This is a genomic window from Gandjariella thermophila (assembly GCF_005405885.1).
In the GTDB taxonomy this organism is placed as follows: Bacteria; Actinomycetota; Actinomycetes; order Mycobacteriales; family Pseudonocardiaceae; genus Gandjariella; species Gandjariella thermophila.
Map to the genome: position 1 here is coordinate 1 of NZ_BJFL01000009.1, position 16,993 is coordinate 16,993.

A 16,993-nucleotide genomic window follows, 5' to 3' on the forward strand; every position below is an offset into this window, starting at 1 on the left:
GCGGCCACTCCGCCCGAACCCACGGCCACGGAACTGGAATCCAACCGGATCGCCGGCAACCTGGGATGCTTCGGAAACACCGTCAACGGTGTCGTGGTGGCCAACAACCCGACCAACGACGGTCAGCCGAACATTGTCGCTGGCACCCGCAGTGGGCAGTGCGTGGGCCTGTAGCTGAACCCTCCCACGACATCTGACCACGCGAAACCGCCGGTCTCCGGCGGCCGAGTGCGCACCTCCTCACGCCCGGCCGCCGGAGACCCGCGTTGCACCCGGTTGGCGTATGTCTGTCCTGCGTTGTCGGACGGTTCCTGTCGTCAACATGCCCGGCTGCTGATCCACCCCGGCCGCGATTCGTTTCATTTTTTTCCGAAAACCGGTTGAAATGTCAAAAGTTTCTGGAGAGAACACAATGCGACTCAGGACCTGTCTGCGCGGTGCCGCCGCCACCGCCGGCGCGATGGTGGCCGTGCTGGCCATTCCGTCGACCGCGCAGGCCGCCGTGACCAACGTCATCTGTGACCCGGTTGCCCTGCAGACAGCCATCACCTCGGCCGCCAGCGGCGACACCCTGGTGCTTGCGCCGGGCTGCACCTACACGTACACGGACCTCAACAAGGCCACGGCCGACAACGCCCTGCCGGTCATCAACAAGACACTCACCATCCTCGGAAGCGGCGACACCATCCAACGTGCCTCAACCGCCGCCACCAAGTTCCGCCTCTTCCAGATCGACAATCCCGGAAACCTGACCCTGACCAACCTCACCATCCGCAATGGTCACTCGGCGGGTGATGGTGGTGGCATCCTGCTGAACGGTGCCGGCACGGCACTCAAGGCCAGCGTCGTCACGGTTACCAACAACTTCGCCGACATTGTGGGCGGCGGTATCGCCGACCTCGGTGGTGCGGCAACATTCAACAGCAGTACTGTCACCAGCAATACCGCGGGTTTGGATGGCGGTGGATTCTTTGTGACGGGTCCGGGTGCCACTGGTACGTTCAACAGCAGTTCCGTGGTCGGCAATATGTCCGTCGGTACCGGGTTTGCCGAGGGCGGAGGACTTGAGGTCCTCTTTGGTTCCAAAGTGACCCTGAACAGCACCCGCGTGGCCGGAAACACCGTAAGCGTTACCGCGGCTGGTGGTTCTGTCGACGGCGCTGGTATTGCCATGAACGCCACGGTGACGCTGAACAGCAGCCCGGTGGAGAACAATACCGCCACTGGCTCGGGTGGCGGGGCCGAGGGCGGCGGAGTTTTCAACTTCGGCGGGACGCTGAACGTCACCAGCAGCCGCTTCAGCGGCAACACCGCGAACGATCCGGTGATCGGTGGTAAGGGCGGTGGCCTCTTCAACAACGGCGGGGGCACGGCGACGTTCAGGAGCAGCCCGGTGACGGGCAACAGTGCCCTTGGCCCAACGGCCACCGCTGGTGGGATCTTCCGAGCCTCGGGCACGGTGACGCTGATCTCCAGCCCGGTGACCGGCAACATCCCGAACAACTGTGGTAGCCCGAGCACCGTTCCCGGCTGCTCCTGACCACATTCCCCGACGGATTGCGCGCCCCGCCGCGGTTCGCCGCGGCGGGGCGCACGGCGTCGTGCGGGTGCCCGGCGGCGGGGGAATGTTTACGGTCGGTGGTGACGGCGACGTACGGGGAGTGGCGAGGATGAGCGCGACGGAGCGGAGCGATCGAGCCACCGCCGCCGGTCTGCTGGTGCGGTGCCTGGAGAACGAGGGCGTGTCGGTGATCTTCGGCATTCCCGGCGAGGAGAACATCCACCTGATCCAGGCGCTGGAGAAGTCGCCCATCCGGTACGTGCTGACCCGGCACGAGCAGGCCGCGTCGTTCATGGCCGAGATGTACGGCCGGGTCACCGGCAGCGCGGGCGTGGTGTCCGCGACGCTCGGGCCCGGCGCGATCAACATGCAACTCGGGGTGGCCGACGCCACCACGAACAGCACCCCGGTCGTCGCGCTGTCCGCGCAGGTCGGCCACGACCGCGACTACAAGGAGTCGCACCAGTTCATCGACCTGGTGAACCTGTTCCGGCCGATCACGCAGTGGTCGGCGAGCGTGCCGAGCGCGGCGGCGATCCCGGAGATGGTGCGCAAGGCGTTCAAGACGGCGGAGACCGAGCGGCCCGGCGCGGTGTACCTGGCCGTGCCGGAGGACGTGGAGTCCGGCGACGCCGATCCGGTCCTGGCGCCGCTGCCGCGCAACGTGGTCCGGCCGGACGCGCCCGCTCCCGGCCAGGTGCGCCGCGCCGCCGCGCTGCTACGGGAATCCCGCCGGCCGATCGTGCTGGCCGGGCACGGCGCCGCCCGCAACGGGGCGGGTGCGGCGCTGGTGGACTTCGCGCACCGGATGCGGATTCCGGTCGCCACCACGTTCCACGGCAAGGGCGTGATCCCGGACGACGATCCGCACGCCATCGGCACGATCGGCTTCATGCGGCGGGACTACGTGAACTTCGGGTTCGACGACGCGGACCTGGTCATCTCCGTCGGCTACGAGTTGCAGGAGTTCGACCCCGCGCGGATCAACCCGGATGCCACGAAGAAGATCATCCACGTGCACCGGTTCCCGGCCGAGGTGGACGCGCACTACTCGGTCGGCGTCGGTATCGAGGGCGACATCGGCGCGTCGCTGCGCGCCCTCGCGGACGCCGCCGAGCCGCACGGCGGGGAACCCCGGCCGGTCGCCGCGTCCTGCGCACTGCTCCGCGAGGAGTTCGAGCGCGGCCAGCGGGACGACCGGTACCCGCTGGCGCCGCAGCGGATCGTCGCGGACACCCGCGCCGCGCTCGGCCGGGAGGACGTCGTCCTGGTGGACACCGGGGCGGTGAAGATGTGGATGGCCCGGCTGTATCCCACCTACGCGCCGAACACCTGCCTGATCTCCAACGGGCTGTCGACCATGGGCTTCGCCCTGCCCGGCGCGCTCGGCGTGCGCCTGGCCCGCCCGGAGACCACGGTGCTGGCCGCGGTCGGCGACGGCGCGTTCCTGATGCATGCCCAGGAGATCGAGACGGCGGTCCGCGAGAACATTCCGCTGACCGTGCTGGTCTGGGAGGACAACGCGTACGGGCTGATCGAGTGGAAGATGGACCTCGACCTCGGCACGCACAGCAACGTGGCGTTCACCAACCCGGACGTGGTGCGGTTCGCGGAGAGCTTCGGCGCCCGGGGCTACCGGATCCGTAGCGCCTCCGAGCTGCTGCCCACGTTGCGGGCCGCCCTCGCTGACGACGGCGTGTCGATCATCTCCTGCTCGGTCGACTACTCGGAGAACCTGCGGCTCACCGAGCGCCTCGGTGAGCTGGACGCCGCGCTGTAAGCCGGCGGAGGCGACGACAAGAGCGGCGACGCAGGCCGCGACAAGCGCCGCGACGAACCCAGGACGGCGAAACGGTCGCGCAGCGTTGCAGATTCGTCTTCCTTCGTTCACCCATGTGGGGGAAGATTTCGAGATGGTGTGACGACGGGAGGATGACGTGCCCGCATGTCCGTGCCACAGCGCCCACCCCGGTCGGCTCCGCTGTCACCCCGCCGGTCACCGACGGCCCGCTTCCGGTCCCGACCTGGTCGGCTGATGCGGGTGCGGGCGCAGCTCGGCTGCGCCGGGTTGCTCACGTTGTTCGGCCTCGCCCTGATGGTGGCGCCGGAGGAAGCCGGATGCGACTGCACCTTCCGGCCCGGTGGGCTCGGTCCCGCGCTGGCCGGGCTGACCTGGTTGGCCCTGCTCGAACTGCGCTACCTGCCGGCGGCGCGGCAGCGGGTCGGCGACCGGGTGGTGTTCCTGTTCGCGCTGATCGCCGGGTTCGGCATCGGGTTGATCGTGTTCGCCTCGCTGGCCCGGGTCAACGGCTGGTGGCAGGCCGGCATGGTGCTCACCGCGGCGGCGCTCGGCGTGCTCGGCTTCGTGCTGGCCACCATCACCCCGGGCTGACCGGCCGGGTCAGTCGCCCGCGACCTCGGGACCGGCCCGGCGCGCCAGCAGTTCCTCGGCCCGCGCGGCGATCTCGCTCTCGTCCCGCGCGTCCCGGACGGACACCACGAAGTCGCCCGGCTCGCCGGACGAGGCCGGTGGCGGTTCCATGGTGAGCCCGGACAGCAGGGCGGCCGCGTCGTCCAGCCGGTCATCGGGCAGTTCGTCGATCATCCAGTGGAGGTCGTCACGACTCGCTGGCACGGCGTCGAGTCTGGCCCCCGCCCGGCCGGCCGGCAAGGAGTCACGGGCGCTCGCGCTTCCCGTCGTACCGCTGACGCGTTCAGGACGCGTGCCGCAGCGGGCTGGCCGCCGGCTCCGCGCAGCCACACCCGCCGGCCACCTCGTCGCACCCGATGGTGAGGGCGTGCCGGGCCCGGTCCAGGTCGGCGCACTGGCCGTCGGTGCACTCGGCGAGGCCGTCGCCGTGGACGATCAGCGTGCCGTGGCAGTGATTGAGCCCGGTGGTGCAGGTGGAGCAAGCCATGTTCGAGTGCCTTCCGTTGCCGCTCGCCACCGTCCGCCCCGGATCGCGGAGCAGATCCCGGTCCATCCCTCTCATCTATCACCACCGGCCGGGCGGTTCGGGGACGGCACGCGGCGTGTCCAGGCCCGCTGATGCGGGCCCACCCGCTTACCGCCCCTGGGCGGAACCTGAGCGGACCGGTTAGCTACCCGGGTGAGCCGGGGGCGGCCAGCGGTGAGGCCGCGCCTCGCGTGGACGGGTGCAAGGGCGGTCGGCGTGGCGCCGAGCGATGCGAATGGACGTGAGACGGTGGGACGGGACGTTCTCGACGATGTCACCGCCGCGCTGGAAGCCCTCGTCGGCCTGCTGGAGCGCGGGAGGACGACCTGGAGGTGATCCTGCGGCAGGTGTGCCGCCAGGTGCTCGGGGCGGTACCCGAGGCCGACGCCGCCGGGGTGACGATTCTCCGCGACGGTCGGCCGGAAACCGTCGCCTGCATCCGGGACCTGGTCCTCGACGTGGAGCGCGAACAGCGGCGGTGCGGGGACGGCCCCGGCATGGTCGCGGTGTCCACCGGCGAGGTGGTGCACGTCAGCGGGGACGAGGCCGAGCGGTGATGGCCGGAGTTCGCCCGCCGCGAAGATCGGCGTTACCGGCTACCTCTCCACCCCGATGATGATCGACTCGGAGTGTGTCGGCAGCCTGAACCTCTACAGCCGGTCCGGCCACGGTTTCGGCGGCATCGACGCGGCGCTGCTCCAGTTGTTCACCACCGCCGCCGAGGGGGCGCTGCGCGGCGCCCGCCGCCACCTCGCCGCCCGCCAGCTTGCCGAGCAGTTACGGCATGCGCTGCAGTCCCGGTCCGTGATCGACCAGGCGAAGGGCATCCTGATGGCGGCCCGCGGGTTGACCGGCGGACGAGGCGTTCGCCGAGCTGACGAAGCAGTCCCAGCGGGAGAACGTCAAGGTCCGGGACCTGGCCGCCCGGTTCGTCGGCAAGGTCACCCGCTCCGCCGCCGGCAACTCGCGGCAGCGTCTCTGGCCCGCCTCGCAGGCCAGCGCGCGGTTGTTCCCCTGCGGCCGCCAGTGCGGGCGGATACCGCACTCACGGCCGCAGCAGTTGCCGCACCCGTGCGGCCTCTCGAGTGAGGTGGTCACGCTCCGGCACGCTGGTCGCCGCGCGGGAGGCCTCGGCATACAGCTCGGCGGCGAGCTCGAGGTCACCGGCGCGCTCGAGCAGGTATGCCCGCACCGCGGCGTAACGGGGCAGGTCGTGGTTCACCTCAGCCAGCGCCGCCAGGCCGGCCTGCGGTCCGTCGGCCTCGCCGACCGCCACCGCGCGGTTGAGCCGCACCACCGGGCTCCCGGTGAGGCGCAGCAGTTCGTCATACCACTCCACGATCTGTACCCAGTCCGTCTCGGAGGTGCTCCGAGCGTCCGCGTGCAGGGCGGCGATCGCGGCCTGCGCCTGGTATTCGCCCAGCCGGTCGCGGACCAGCGCGGCCTGCAGGATCGCCACCCCCTCGGTGATCAGGCCGGTGTCCCAGCGCGATCGGTCCTGCTCGGCAAGCGGCACCAGGCGACCTCCGGGGCCGGTGCGAGACGTGCGGCGCGCATGGTGCAGCAGCATGAGTGCGAGCAGCCCCGCGACCTCGGGCTCGTCGGTCAGGGCGACGAGCTGGCGGGTGAGGCGCAACGCCTCGGCCGCCAGGTCAACGTCCCCGCCATACCCCTCGTTGAACACGAGGTAGAGCACCCGCAGCACCGTCCCGAGATCGCCGGGCTGGTCGAGCCGCAGCCCCGCGATCCGCCGCTTGGCCCGGCTGATCCGTTGTGCCATGGTCGGCTCGGGGACGAGGTATGCCGCCGCGATCTGCCGCGTGGTCAGGCCACCGACCGCGCGCAGCGTCAGGGCGACCGCCGAGGCCGGGGGCAGGGACGGGTGCGCGCACAGGAAGTAGAGCCGCAGCGTGTCGTCCGTGGCGGGCACCGGGCCGGCCGGGGGCTCGCCCTCCACGGCAAGCTCCCGTCCCCGCCGTGACGCATCGGCGCGGGCGGCGTCGAGGAACCTGCGCCACGCGACCGTGACCAGCCATCCCTTCGGATCGCGCGGTGGATCGTCCGACCAGGTCTCCAGCGCCCGGATCAGGGCCTCCTGCACGGCATCCTCGGCCGACGCGAAGTCGGCTCCGCGCCGGACGAGGACACCGATCACCGCGGGCACCAGCTCCCGCAGCAGCGAGGAGTTCACTCGGTCACCGTGGGCGGCTCGGTCAGGAACGGGCGCACCTCGAGCCACTCGTGGATCGGCTCGCCGCCGGCCCCGGGAGCGGCGGACAGCTCCCCGGCCAGCTGGACCGCGCGGTCCCAGGACTCCACGTCGATGACCATCCAGCCGGCGATGAGGTCCTTGGTCTCGGCGAACGGACCGTCGGTCACCGGTGGGCGCCCCTCGCCGTCATATCGCACGAACGCGCCGTCGGGCGCCAGTGCCTGGGCGTCGACGAACTCACCCGTCTCCTCCAGGCGGGCGGCGAAGTCGCGCATGAACTGGATGTGCGCGTCGACCTCCTCCGGCGTCCACTGGTCCATCGGCACGTCGTTGACCGAAGCCGGGGCGCCGCGGTAGTGCTTCAGCAGCAGGTATTTCACGGCGGTTCTCCTTCTCTGTCGCGCGGCCCGTCGTGGCCACTCGTGCCCCTGGGACGGAGCCAGCGCCACATTCTCGACACCCGGAAGCGTGCTGAGTTCCAGCTCCGCGCCGCGGGCTCGCGGGCGGCGACGACGGCGAAGCCGCGACAGCCGCGGTCGCACCGGCACGATGTGGAGCTAGGGCGCAAAGGGCAGAGGCCCGGACGCGCGGCGTCCGGGCCTCTGCCTCCTGCGGAGGATGCGGGATTTGAACCCGCGAGGGGCTATCAACCCCAACACGATTTCCAATCGTGCGCCCTAGGCCACTAGGCGAATCCTCCGCGGAAGAGTGTAGCCGGGGCCGATCTGGCCGCCAAAAGGCATCCCCACCTGCGAGGACGTGCGCAGTCGTCGATCAGGTCGGCCCCGCCGGTGTGCCGCACCGGTGTCTCAGGCCGGCCCGCCGCGGGCCGCCTCGGCCAGTTCCTTGATGCCCCGCACGGTGGCGGTCATGTTGCGGCGCAACTCGCTCATCCGGCGGTCGAGGATGCGTGCCTCCTTCTCCGGTGCCGCCTCGATGGCGCTGCGCAGCGGGGAGGGGCCGGGGCCGATCCGCATCCACTGCCGCAGCCGGGTCCGGTCGCCTTCCGGCTCCAGCGTGATCCGCCAACGTGCCGCGGGCTGCGCCGGGTCCTGCACGGCGTATTCGAGGCACCGGCCGGGCTGGTACTCGACGATGGTGGACGTGGTCTGCCAGGTGCCGATCGCGGGATGCTCGTTGGTGCCGACGAAGCGCGCGCCCACCGCCGGGCCGGTGGCGCCGTCCAGCCACTCGGCGCCCTGGAACTCGCCGCTGAACCGCGACGGCAGGCTCATGTCGGTGACCAGCTCCCACACTGCCTCGGTGGGTGCGTCGATGAGCACGTCCACCTCGACGGTCGGTCCGTCCGTGTACCGCAGGCCGGCGCTGTCCACTTGGCCCTCCCCACGTCGTTGTGTGCCGCGGGTTCCAGCACGGGGCCGTTCCGGATCACGCGACGTCAGCCAAGCTAGAAAAGTGGGTTCACTAGCGCAACCCACTGCGGGGTGATGCGCGTCCATGCGAGAGAGGACACGAGTCGAGATGATCTCGCCAGGGTGCTGGCGGACTGAACGCCGGGCGCCGGAGTGACGTATTCCGGAACGGCGCCGGTCCTGTCGATCAGGCGCCCTGCGCGGTTCCGGGCGCGGCGAGGAGGGCGGCACGTGGCGGACCCGATGGAGGATGTGACCAGAGCGTTCGAACGGTTCAACGCGTCCGCCCGGCGCGCCCGGGACGCGATGGCGAGATACGTTGGGATGCGCGAGCGGATCGCCGAGGCCGTGGCGCATTCCGCCGATCACGGTGTCGCCGGGGTCGCCGGCCCGGGCGGCGCGATCAAGGACATCCGGTTCACCGCGGACGCGCTGCGCCAGCGCCCCCAGGCGTTACGCGGTGCGGTGCTGTCCACGCTTCGCGCGGCGGTGGCCGACGCGGCCCGCACCGCCGAGGTGCCGGCCACCTCGTGGGGGCTGGTCGGGCAGCCGCTCGGCTGGACGGCGTAGAAGTCCACATTGGATGAATTCGTCGATCACCTGGACCGGATCGGCGAGAACGTCGGGCGCATGGGTGAGGAACTGGCGGACACCGCCGAGCAGTACCGCACCGCCGAGGACGCCAACCGGGACGTGCTGAACCGGATCGCGGCGTGGCTGGGCCGCCGCACCGCCACGGTTCGGTCCGAGCGTCACCCGGAGGTGGCCGCCGAGATCGGGCGGTCCGACTTCACCCGGTGGATGCGGCGGAACCGGTGGGTGGCCCGCAGCATCCGGGTGGAGCGCGACGCCCTGTCCGCGCAGTGGCGGCACGGCCTGTACGGGGCGGCGCTGCTGCGGCGGCTGCGGTTCCTGATGGCGGCGGGTGACCGGCTCGACCGGGTGGTGGGCGCCCGGTAGCGGCGGGTCAGCGGTCGAAGCGGCCGGCCTTGACGCTGGTGAGGAAGTCCATGACGCGCTGCGGCTCGAAGGTGAGCATCGGCCCGGCCGGGTTCTTGGAGTCCCGGATCGCGGCGGCCTCCGGGTGCCGGCCCAATTCCACGCAGTCGGCGTGATTGGCGCTGCGGCTGCTCTTCAGCCACATGAAGGCCAGCTCGACGCAGGTGGCCTGGTTGGCGCTGCGGCTGCTCTTGCGCCAGGCGAGGCTGCCGGGGTCAGGAGCTGTCATCGGGTTCCTCTCGGGTGCCGCCGAACTCGGATGCCACGTGGGAGATCAGCTTCCGGGATTGTGGCAGGTCGAGTGCGGTGAGGTCGAGCGAGGTGAGGATGGCGAGGTAGGCGGCTAGCTCCGCGGTTTCCTCCAGGAACAGGCTTGCCGTGTCGTGCTCCAGGTAAACCACCGGCGGGGTCTCGGCGAACTCCAGCAGTTGGAATGCCCCGCACGCGCCCGCATGCGCCCCGGCGGCGGCCGGAATCACCCGAAGGGCCACATAGGGGCGCACGGACATGCGCAGCAGGTGGTGCAGTTGGTCGGACATCACCTCGGGACCGCCGACCGGTAACGGCAGCGCGAACTCGTGCACGAAGTAGGTGAACCGGGGCGACCGGAACCGGTCGAAGATGGCCTGCCGGGCCAGCCGCGCGGCGACCCGCTCCTCGGTTTCGTCCACCGGGAAGGTGGCCGAGGCACGCATGACCGCACGCATGTAGTCGGCGGTCTGCAGCAGCCCGGGCACGAGTTGCGGCTGGAAGCTGTGGATGGCCACCGCCGCGCTCTCGTGGTCGATGAAGGTGCGCAGTTCCTTCGGCAGGTGCGAACCGTGCCGTTGCCACCAGCCGACCTGTTTCGCCTCGCGGCAGAGTCGCAGAAGTCGTTTGCGTTCCTCGCCTTTCACGCCGCAAATTGCAAGTACGGCGGAAACGTCCTCCACCGGCGTGCTGCGCTCGCCGCTGAGCATGAGACTGACCTTGGTGTCCGACCAGCCCAGCCTGCGCGCCACGGTCCGGTTGTCGAAACCGGCCTCGTTCATCGCTCTGCGCAGTGCGGCGCCCAGTTCGCGGGCGCGAACCGTCGACTTCCGCTCCACGACCATGCGCCAAACATATGGGTGCATACGGACGATTCCAGACGTTCATCCGATGATCACCCGAAGAGAACTGGTTTGACGAATAGTGAAAACGCCTGGATTACGCCAGCGCGGTGGGACGGAGGTACGACGTGGATGCCGGAGTCGCCTCGGTACTGGTCGTGGTGGCGGGCGCGGTGGTGATCGCGGTGGTGGCGGCGGCCGTCGAGATCGTCCGCACGGTGCGGGAACGGCGGGCCGTGGAGCGGCCGCACCGGCGATCCGGCTGAACGGGGCGTTTCTCGCGGCGGCGGGCAGACCCCCGGCGGGCCCACCGCGGAACCCGCCGGGGGCCGGACGCGGACCTATCGGATCAGGAACACGGCGACCGCCGCGAGGGCGACAACCGCCACCAGGATCACGGCCAGGACGATGCCCTTGCTGGACCTGCGCTCTGCCGGGTCGTCGTTGGCCCGGGCGCGCTCGCGCTTGCGCCAGTCGACGAAGCTGGTCTCCTCACTCATGCGCTGCCTCCTGCGTTCGCTCGCAGCCGGACGGAGATGCCGGCCAGCGTAGAGGGCGGGACAATCCCCACGGCGCCTGCATGCTTTTCCCGGAGACGGCGGTCGGCCTTGCCCGGGGACAACTCGGGGTCTTCCCCGAGTGCGGCGGCATCGCGGGCGGCCACACTGGGGATATGCGCGTGCTGCTCAACATCATCTGGCTGGTGTTCTGCGGGTTCTGGATGGCCGTGGGGTACGCCTTCGCGGGCCTGCTGTTGGCGATCACGGTGATCGGCATCCCGTTCGCCATCGCCTCGTTCCGGATGGCCAACTTCGCGTTGTGGCCGTTCGGGCGGCGCCTCGTCCACGAGCCGGGCGCCGGTGCCTTCTCCACCCTGGGCAACATCCTCTGGCTGGTGCTCGCCGGATGGTGGCTGGCGCTGGGCCACATTCTCACCGGCATCGTGCTGTGCCTGACGATCATCGGGATCCCGCTGGCGGCGGCGAACTTCAAGCTGGTGCCGGTGTCGCTGATGCCGCTGGGCAAGCGGATCGCGGACGTGGAGGGGCCGGGCATGTTCGCCGTCGACGCGGCGGGCCGGCCGCGGGTCCGGGTGTGACGCCGGGCCGCCGTTGATCCGTCGGGTGTGGGGGCGGCCGGCGCGGTCGGTACGGACCGGTAGACTGTTCGTGGACCCCGCGCGGCGTCCATCCCGTGAACCTCCCCAGGGCCGGAAGGCAGCAAGGATAAGCGGGCTCTGGCGGGTGCGCGGGGTCCCCTTGTGCCTGTTGTGTCGGTGGTCCCCAGTAGGGTCGGTGCCGTGGCGCTCGCGCTCTACCGCAAGTACCGCCCGGCGAGCTTCGCCGAGGTGGTCGGGCAGGAGCACGTCACCGAGCCGTTGCGCACGGCGCTCGCGGCCGGGCGGGTCAACCACGCCTACCTCTTCTCCGGGCCGCGCGGCTGCGGCAAGACGAGCAGCGCCCGCATCCTGGCCCGCTCGCTGAACTGCGTGCAGGGCCCCACGCCGGACCCGTGCGGCGAGTGCGACTCCTGCATCGCGCTGGCCCCGGAGGGCAGCGGCAGCGTCGACGTGGTGGAACTCGACGCGGCCAGCCACGGCGGCGTGGACGACGCCCGTGAACTGCGCGACCGCGCGTTCTACGCGCCGGCCCAGTCCCGGTACCGGGTGTTCATCATCGACGAGGCGCACATGGTCACCACGCAGGGCTTCAACGCCCTGCTGAAGATCGTGGAGGAGCCGCCCGAGCACCTGGTCTTCATCTTCGCCACCACCGAGCCGGACAAGGTGCTGCCCACCATCCGCTCGCGCACCCACCACTACCCGTTCCGGCTGATCCCGCCCGGCCCGATGCGGGCGCTGCTGGAGAAGAACTGCGCGAACGAGGGCGTCACCGTCGAGCCCACGGTGTACCCGCTGGTCATCCGGGCCGGTGGCGGCTCGGCGCGGGACACCCAGTCGATCATGGATCAGTTGCTCGCCGGTGCCGGTCCGGAGGGTGTCACCTACGAGCGCGCGGTCGCGCTGCTCGGGGTCACCGACGTGGCGCTGATCGACGACATGGTGGACGGCCTGGCCGCGGGGGACGGCGCGGCCGTGTTCGGCACGGTCGACCGGCTGGTCGAGGCCGGCCACGATCCGCGCCGGTTCGCGGCCGACCTGCTGGACCGCTTCCGCGACCTGGTGCTGCTCAGGTCGGTGCCGGACGCGGCGCAGCGCGGGCTGGTGGCCTCCCCACAGAGCGAGCTGGACCGGATGGCGGCGCAGGCGGAGCGGATCGGCGCGGCCACGCTGTCCCGGTACGCGGAGATCCTGCACACCGGGCTCACCGAGATGCGCGGCGCGACCGCCCCGCGGCTGCTGCTGGAACTGCTGTGCGCCCGGATGCTGCTGCCGGCCGCGTCGGATTCCGAGGCGGCGCTGCTGCAACGGCTGGAGCGGCTGGAACGCCGGGTGACGCTGTCCGGCGGCGAGCCGGGCGGGGCCGGGGGTGCCGCGCCGCCGGCCGGGTTCGCGCGGCCGGGAGCGGCCGGTGGCGCCGCGGCCGCCGGGCCCGCAGCCGCTCCCGAAGCCGCCGGATCCGCCGCTGGTTCGGCCGCGCCGGCGCGGGACCGGCCCACCTACCGGCGGCCCTCGCAGCGCGCGGCCGCCGACGCGGAGCAGCCCGCGCCTCCCGCCGACGCGGAACAGGGGCCGTCCGCCGCGGCACGGGGTGCGCCGGCCGAAAGCGCCGCCCCGCCCGCCCCGGGCCGGGAGTCCGCACCGGCGCGGCCCGCTGGTGAGGCCGCCGGCCCCGAGCCGTGGCCGGCCGAGGCCGGCGCGGCGCAGGGCGCGGCCGGGGTGTCCGGACCGCCCGCCGAGGGCGCGCAGGCACCCGGCGGGATCGACGCGACCAGGCTGCGCCAGGTCTGGCCGGAGCTGCTGCGCGAGGTCGGCCAGCGCAGCAAGCCGGCCTACACGCTGCTGTCCAACGCCACGGTGCAGGCCGTCGAGGGCAACACGCTGGTGCTGGCCATGCCGACCGCCGGGCTGGCCCGGCAACTCGGCCAGGAGTCCCGCACCGAGGTGATTCGCGCGGCCCTGCAGGCCCTCCTGCTCGGCGAGGACTGGGTGATCCGCTGCGTGCACGCCGACACCACCGGCCCGGGCGCGGCCACCGCGCCCACCGCGGCGGTGCGGCCCCGGCCGGTGCCCGCGCGGTCGAGCCAGCAGCGTTCCGCCGAGCCCCCGCAGCGGCGGGAGCCCCCGCCCCGGCCGGCGGCCCCGGTCGACGACGTGCCCCCTCCGCCGGAGCCTCCCGAGCCCGACGAGCCGCCGCCACCGGACGAGGATCCCGGCGCACCGCCGGGGCCGTCCGCACAGGCCGGCGCGGAGCCGGAGGGCACGCCGGCGGTACCCCCGCGGGAGGCCGCGATCCGGCTGCTCACCACGCAACTCGGCGCCCGCCCGGTGGACGGCGGCTGACCGCCGGGTCCGGCCGGGTCGGTGTCGCGCGAGGTGGCTGCCCAGCAGGCGCGTCAGTGCCGGGCGAGGTGGCGGCCCAGGAAGGCGATCGCCTTGGGGAAGGCGTCCAGCCGGTTCGCCCGCCTGGCCAGCCCGTGGCCCTCGTCGGAGTACACCAGCAGCTCGCACTCGATCCCGTTCTCCGCCAGCGCGTCGGCCACCTGCTGCGCCTCGGACAGCGGCACCCTCGGGTCGTTCGCGCCGTGGATCAGGAACAGCGGGGCACGCACGTCGTCCACCCTGGTCAGCGGGGAGATCTTGTGCAGGAACTCGCGGTCGTGCGCGAGCGAGCCGTACTCCCGCTCGCGGTGCGCCCGCCGGTACGGCGAGGTGTTCTCCAGGAACGTGACCAGTGAAGAGATGCCGACGATGCTTACCCCGGCCGCCCAGCGTTCCGGCTGGAACGCCAGCCCGGCGAGCACCATGTAACCGCCGTACGAGCCGCCCCACAGCGCCGCCCGGCGCGGGTCGAGACCCAGCGACGGCAGCCAGTCGTGCAGCGCGGCCAGGTCGGCCACCGCGTCCGGGCGCTTGTACACGTCGTCCGCGGCGTACCAGCGCTTGCCGTAGCCGATGGAGCCGCGCACGTTCGGCGCCAGCACGGTGTGCCCGGTGGCGGTGAGCGCCTGCACCACCGGGTTGAAGTAGCGCACCGCGTGACCCTCCGGCCCACCGTGCACAAGCACCACCGCCGACCCGTCCAGCTCTGCGCCGCAGCCGGTGGGCGGGTAGCGGAAGCACGGGATGCGCTCGCCGTCCGGCGCCTCGATGCGGTGCGTGTCCGGGGTGGAGAGCGGTACGCCGGCAAGCTGCTCCGCCGAGTTGGTCAGCGGCGTGCACCGCACCACCGAGGCGCTCTCGCCCGCCGAGACGGCGGAGGGCGCGGGCGACGTGCGCTGCTCCGCGGAGGTGGCAGCCGGCACCGCCGAGGCGGCGGCCAACCCGGTGGCAACGTCCAGCCGCAGCACGTCGCCGGGCACCGTGGGGGCGCTGAACGACAGCGCGACGAACCGGGAGTCCGGCGACCACACCGGCTCCGGCTGCGGGTAGCGCACCCAGCCGTCGGTGGGCAGCTCCACGTCCCGCAGCCGCTCGCCGGTGCCGGCGTCGTGCAGGCTGAGCCGGGAGGCGCCGTCGTCGTCCGCCATCACCAGCAGCAGCCGCCCGTCCGGCGAGGGCCAGGCGAGCAGGTCGTGCTCGTCGGAGGTGACCAGCCAGGTCCACTCCCCGGTGTGCACGTCGTAGCGGGCCACGCCGGTGAAGTCGCGATCGCGGTTGCTGCTCACCAGCAGCGTGCGGCCGTCCGGCAGCCAGTGCGGGTGGGTGTTGCGCGCGTGCTCACCCTCCCCGGTGAGCGGGCGGACCCGGAGGTTCTCGGTCTCCGGCATGGTGTCCACCAGGACGAGCTGGTCGGACAGCGGCGGGATCGCCGGCCGGGCCAGTACCACGTACCGGCTGTCCGCGGACACGGTGGCCGCGCTGACCATGCCGCCCCGGTCGTAAACGGTTTCTTCCTCGCCGGTGAAGACGTTGCGGATGACGATGTCGAAGTCCACGCCGTTGCGCCGGTTGGTCCGGTAGACCACCCGGCCGGGTAGCACGTCGACCATGTCGTGCTTGTGCTCCGGATCGTGGACCAGCGGTTGCAGCGCGTCCGGCGGGGCGGGCAGGTCCGCGCCGTCCGGGCGGAGCAGGGAGAGTTGGCTGCGCTCGTTGCCCTCGGCGTCGTGCTGTACCACGATCGCCCGCTGGCCCGGCAGGTAGCGCCCGGAGCAGGGGCCGGGCAGCGCGGTGAGCGGTGTGTTGGCCCCGTCCGGGCCGATCTCGACCAGTTGCACCGACCCCGACTCGTCCCACCCGGCAAGGACGCGCCCCTCGCCGTCCACGTCGAACGCCCGCCACGTGCGCACTTCCAGCAGCCGCGCGATGTCCAGCCCCATGACTCCACGATGTCACACAGCCGGGTGAAACAGCTGCGCTCCGTTTTCACCGACGTGGGCGTGTCTTCACAGTTGCCCGAGCACGGTCAGCGACCGAGGTAGGCCAGGACGGCCATGGTGATCGCGTCGGCGTAGCGCTGCCGGCCCACCGGGCTGGACAGCACCGCCCCCTCCCGCGCGTCGCGCATGTTGCCGCACTCCACCAGGGCGGCGGGCCGGGTGGACAGGTTCAGCCCGGCCAGGTCGGCGCGGGGCGCCAGGCCGTCGGCGCCGATGTAGTTGGCCGGCGTGAACCCCGCACCGCGCAGCGCGTCCCGCAGCGCCCGGGCCAGCGCCGCCGACGGCGCGCCCTGCGCGTCGTTCAGTGGCGGCGCGGCGTAGGCGACGTGGAAGCCCCGCGCCCCGGCGGCGTCCGAGCCGTCGGCGTGGATGGACACCACCGCGGCAGCTCCGGCCCGGTTGCCGATCGCCGCCCGGTCGTTGACGCACGGACCGACCCCGGCGTCGTCCGGCCGGGTCGTCACCGCCCGGACGCCCCTCGCGATGAGCGCGTCCCGCACCCGCACGGCCACGTCCCAGGTGAACGCGTGCTCCGGGTAGCCGGCGGCGGTCGAGGTGCCGGTGGTGTTGCACGGCTTGGTCTCGCCGCGGCCGGCCGGCACCGGCCGGTTGATCTCCGCCGGGTGGGCCGCGTTGCCGCCGTCGTGCCCGGGGTCGAGCACCACCACCGGCGCGTTCGCCGGGCGGCTGGCCGCCGCCGCGGCGGGGGAACCGGGTACCCCGGGCCCAGACGAACTCGTGGCCGGCGGCGCGGTGGGCATCGGTGCCGGCGTGGCCGCCGATCCGCAGGCGGCCAGCGTCGCCACGGCGGCCAGGACGGCGCCGGTCACCCGGGCGGTGCGCCGGGGATGCGGCGGTCTCAGCACGTCCGACAGTCTCCCAGCGTCCGGCACGACTACCCTGACGAGTAGGTCAAGGGCGGCGCGACGAACGACGAGAGGAACCGCGGTGCAACCCGGTCAGCCGAACATGCAACAGATCGTCCAGCAGGCGCAGAAGATGCAGGAGCAGCTCATGGCTGCCCAGCAGGAGCTTGCCGACGCGGAGGTGACCGGCAGCGCCGGCGGTGGGCTGGTCACCGCGACCGTCTCCGGCACCGGCGAGCTGAAGGGCCTGGTCATCGACCCCAAGGCGGTGGACCCGGAGGACACCGAGACGCTGGCTGACCTGGTCGTGGCCGCGGTTCGCGACGCCGGGCACAACGCGCAGCAGTTGGCCTCGGAGAAGATGGGGCCGCTCGCCGGCGGCCTGGGTGACCTGGGCGGCCTCGGCCTGCCCGGCATGTAACGCGGGAATCC

21 protein-coding genes, 1 tRNA gene and 1 other RNA gene are annotated in these 16,993 nt (G+C 72.2%); 12 read left to right on the top strand and 11 right to left on the bottom strand.

Features of this window, described 5'->3' with window-relative positions; translation table 11 throughout:
• Nucleotides 1-460 precede the first annotated feature (460 nt).
• The 3 genes from FFT21_RS11315 (at nucleotide 461) to FFT21_RS11325 (ending at nucleotide 3,953) form a co-directional block, all read left to right on the top strand.
• Complete coding sequence (locus tag FFT21_RS11315) at nucleotides 461-1,540, top strand: right-handed parallel beta-helix repeat-containing protein (RefSeq protein ID WP_137813787.1); 1,080 nt, start codon at nucleotides 461-463, stop codon at nucleotides 1,538-1,540.
• A gap of 130 nt (nucleotides 1,541-1,670) precedes the next feature.
• Nucleotides 1,671-3,341, top strand: a complete 1,671-nt coding sequence (locus FFT21_RS11320; RefSeq protein ID WP_137813788.1) for an acetolactate synthase large subunit — start codon at nucleotides 1,671-1,673, stop codon at nucleotides 3,339-3,341.
• Nucleotides 3,342-3,596: 255 nt separating this feature from the next.
• Nucleotides 3,597-3,953 (top strand): hypothetical protein, encoded by a 357-nt coding sequence (locus tag FFT21_RS11325; protein WP_137813789.1) that lies wholly within the window; start codon nucleotides 3,597-3,599, stop codon nucleotides 3,951-3,953.
• Between the two features lie 9 nt (nucleotides 3,954-3,962).
• Here the strand turns inward: FFT21_RS11325 and FFT21_RS11330 are convergent, their stop codons facing one another.
• A complete protein-coding gene (locus FFT21_RS11330; RefSeq protein ID WP_137813790.1) occupies nucleotides 3,963-4,196 on the bottom strand; it encodes a hypothetical protein in 234 nt (77 codons plus the stop codon).
• Between the two features lie 79 nt (nucleotides 4,197-4,275).
• Nucleotides 4,276-4,554: a hypothetical protein gene (locus tag FFT21_RS11335; protein ID WP_307722921.1), complete on the bottom strand. Its 279-nt coding sequence runs from the start codon at nucleotides 4,552-4,554 to the stop codon at nucleotides 4,276-4,278.
• A 296-nt stretch (nucleotides 4,555-4,850) separates the two neighbouring features.
• Here FFT21_RS11335 and FFT21_RS29710 point away from each other — a divergent pair, with 296 nt between their 5' ends.
• The gene (locus tag FFT21_RS29710) at nucleotides 4,851-5,075 is read left to right on the top strand and encodes a hypothetical protein (RefSeq protein WP_225978310.1); all 225 of its coding nucleotides are present in this window, start codon (nucleotides 4,851-4,853) and stop codon (nucleotides 5,073-5,075) included.
• A 58-nt stretch (nucleotides 5,076-5,133) separates the two neighbouring features.
• The gene (locus FFT21_RS29715; RefSeq protein WP_225978311.1) at nucleotides 5,134-5,607 is read left to right on the top strand and encodes an ANTAR domain-containing protein; all 474 of its coding nucleotides are present in this window, start codon (nucleotides 5,134-5,136) and stop codon (nucleotides 5,605-5,607) included.
• Here the strand turns inward: FFT21_RS29715 and FFT21_RS11345 are convergent.
• The 4 genes from FFT21_RS11345 to FFT21_RS11360 form a co-directional block, all read right to left on the bottom strand.
• On the bottom strand, nucleotides 5,564-6,709 hold the full coding sequence (locus tag FFT21_RS11345; RefSeq protein WP_137813791.1) for an RNA polymerase sigma factor: 1,146 nt from the start codon (nucleotides 6,707-6,709) through the stop codon (nucleotides 5,564-5,566). The genes FFT21_RS29715 and FFT21_RS11345 overlap by 44 nt on opposite strands.
• Nucleotides 6,706-7,110, bottom strand: a complete 405-nt coding sequence (locus FFT21_RS11350) for a YciI family protein (RefSeq protein ID WP_264081640.1) — start codon at nucleotides 7,108-7,110, stop codon at nucleotides 6,706-6,708. Before FFT21_RS11350 ends, FFT21_RS11345 begins: the two co-directional genes overlap by 4 nt.
• 232 nt (nucleotides 7,111-7,342) lie before the next feature.
• Nucleotides 7,343-7,430, bottom strand: a tRNA-Ser gene (locus FFT21_RS11355).
• Between the two features lie 109 nt (nucleotides 7,431-7,539).
• A complete protein-coding gene (locus FFT21_RS11360; protein WP_137813792.1) occupies nucleotides 7,540-8,064 on the bottom strand; it encodes an SRPBCC family protein in 525 nt (174 codons plus the stop codon).
• Between the two features lie 270 nt (nucleotides 8,065-8,334).
• Between FFT21_RS11360 and FFT21_RS11365 the strand changes: the two genes are divergently transcribed.
• A complete protein-coding gene (locus tag FFT21_RS11365) occupies nucleotides 8,335-8,673 on the top strand; it encodes a hypothetical protein (protein WP_137813793.1) in 339 nt (112 codons plus the stop codon).
• 9 nt (nucleotides 8,674-8,682) lie between these two features.
• The gene (locus tag FFT21_RS11370; RefSeq protein ID WP_137813794.1) at nucleotides 8,683-9,063 is read left to right on the top strand and encodes a hypothetical protein; all 381 of its coding nucleotides are present in this window, start codon (nucleotides 8,683-8,685) and stop codon (nucleotides 9,061-9,063) included.
• 7 nt (nucleotides 9,064-9,070) lie between these two features.
• Here the strand turns inward: FFT21_RS11370 and FFT21_RS11375 are convergent, their stop codons facing one another.
• Together FFT21_RS11375 and FFT21_RS11380 are read right to left on the bottom strand one after the other, a co-directional pair.
• Nucleotides 9,071-9,331 (bottom strand): DUF397 domain-containing protein, encoded by a 261-nt coding sequence (locus FFT21_RS11375; protein WP_137813795.1) that lies wholly within the window; start codon nucleotides 9,329-9,331, stop codon nucleotides 9,071-9,073.
• The gene (locus tag FFT21_RS11380; RefSeq protein ID WP_137813796.1) at nucleotides 9,318-10,196 is read right to left on the bottom strand and encodes a helix-turn-helix domain-containing protein; all 879 of its coding nucleotides are present in this window, start codon (nucleotides 10,194-10,196) and stop codon (nucleotides 9,318-9,320) included. The genes FFT21_RS11375 and FFT21_RS11380 overlap by 14 nt, the downstream gene beginning before the upstream one ends.
• A 107-nt stretch (nucleotides 10,197-10,303) precedes the next feature.
• On the opposite strand from FFT21_RS11380, the gene FFT21_RS28830 reads away from it, so the two are divergent.
• Nucleotides 10,304-10,459: a hypothetical protein gene (locus FFT21_RS28830; RefSeq protein ID WP_153816551.1), complete on the top strand. Its 156-nt coding sequence runs from the start codon at nucleotides 10,304-10,306 to the stop codon at nucleotides 10,457-10,459.
• Nucleotides 10,460-10,534: 75 nt separating this feature from the next.
• Here the strand turns inward: FFT21_RS28830 and FFT21_RS28835 are convergent, their stop codons facing one another.
• On the bottom strand, nucleotides 10,535-10,693 hold the full coding sequence (locus FFT21_RS28835; protein WP_153816552.1) for a hypothetical protein: 159 nt from the start codon (nucleotides 10,691-10,693) through the stop codon (nucleotides 10,535-10,537).
• Nucleotides 10,694-10,866: 173 nt separating this feature from the next.
• On the opposite strand from FFT21_RS28835, the gene FFT21_RS11385 reads away from it, so the two are divergent.
• The 3 genes from FFT21_RS11385 to FFT21_RS11395 all read left to right on the top strand — a co-directional run bounded on the left by FFT21_RS11385 (nucleotide 10,867) and on the right by FFT21_RS11395 (nucleotide 13,656).
• A complete protein-coding gene (locus FFT21_RS11385; protein ID WP_192909488.1) occupies nucleotides 10,867-11,292 on the top strand; it encodes a YccF domain-containing protein in 426 nt (141 codons plus the stop codon).
• Between the two features lie 69 nt (nucleotides 11,293-11,361).
• An RNA gene (ffs, locus tag FFT21_RS11390) (signal recognition particle sRNA small type) lies at nucleotides 11,362-11,456 on the top strand.
• Between the two features lie 37 nt (nucleotides 11,457-11,493).
• Nucleotides 11,494-13,656: a DNA polymerase III subunit gamma and tau gene (locus FFT21_RS11395; protein WP_137813797.1), complete on the top strand. Its 2,163-nt coding sequence runs from the start codon at nucleotides 11,494-11,496 to the stop codon at nucleotides 13,654-13,656.
• Nucleotides 13,657-13,709: 53 nt separating this feature from the next.
• Here FFT21_RS11395 and FFT21_RS11400 read toward each other — a convergent pair whose 3' ends face one another.
• A complete protein-coding gene (locus FFT21_RS11400) occupies nucleotides 13,710-15,635 on the bottom strand; it encodes a S9 family peptidase (RefSeq protein WP_137813798.1) in 1,926 nt (641 codons plus the stop codon).
• Between the two features lie 86 nt (nucleotides 15,636-15,721).
• Nucleotides 15,722-16,456: an N-acetylmuramoyl-L-alanine amidase gene (locus FFT21_RS11405; protein WP_137813916.1), complete on the bottom strand. Its 735-nt coding sequence runs from the start codon at nucleotides 16,454-16,456 to the stop codon at nucleotides 15,722-15,724.
• Nucleotides 16,457-16,664: 208 nt separating this feature from the next.
• Between FFT21_RS11405 and FFT21_RS11410 the strand changes: the two genes are divergently transcribed.
• Entirely contained in the window at nucleotides 16,665-16,982 is a 318-nt protein-coding gene (locus tag FFT21_RS11410) for a YbaB/EbfC family nucleoid-associated protein (protein ID WP_137813917.1), read from the top strand.
• The last annotated feature ends 11 nt before the right edge of the window (nucleotides 16,983-16,993 follow it).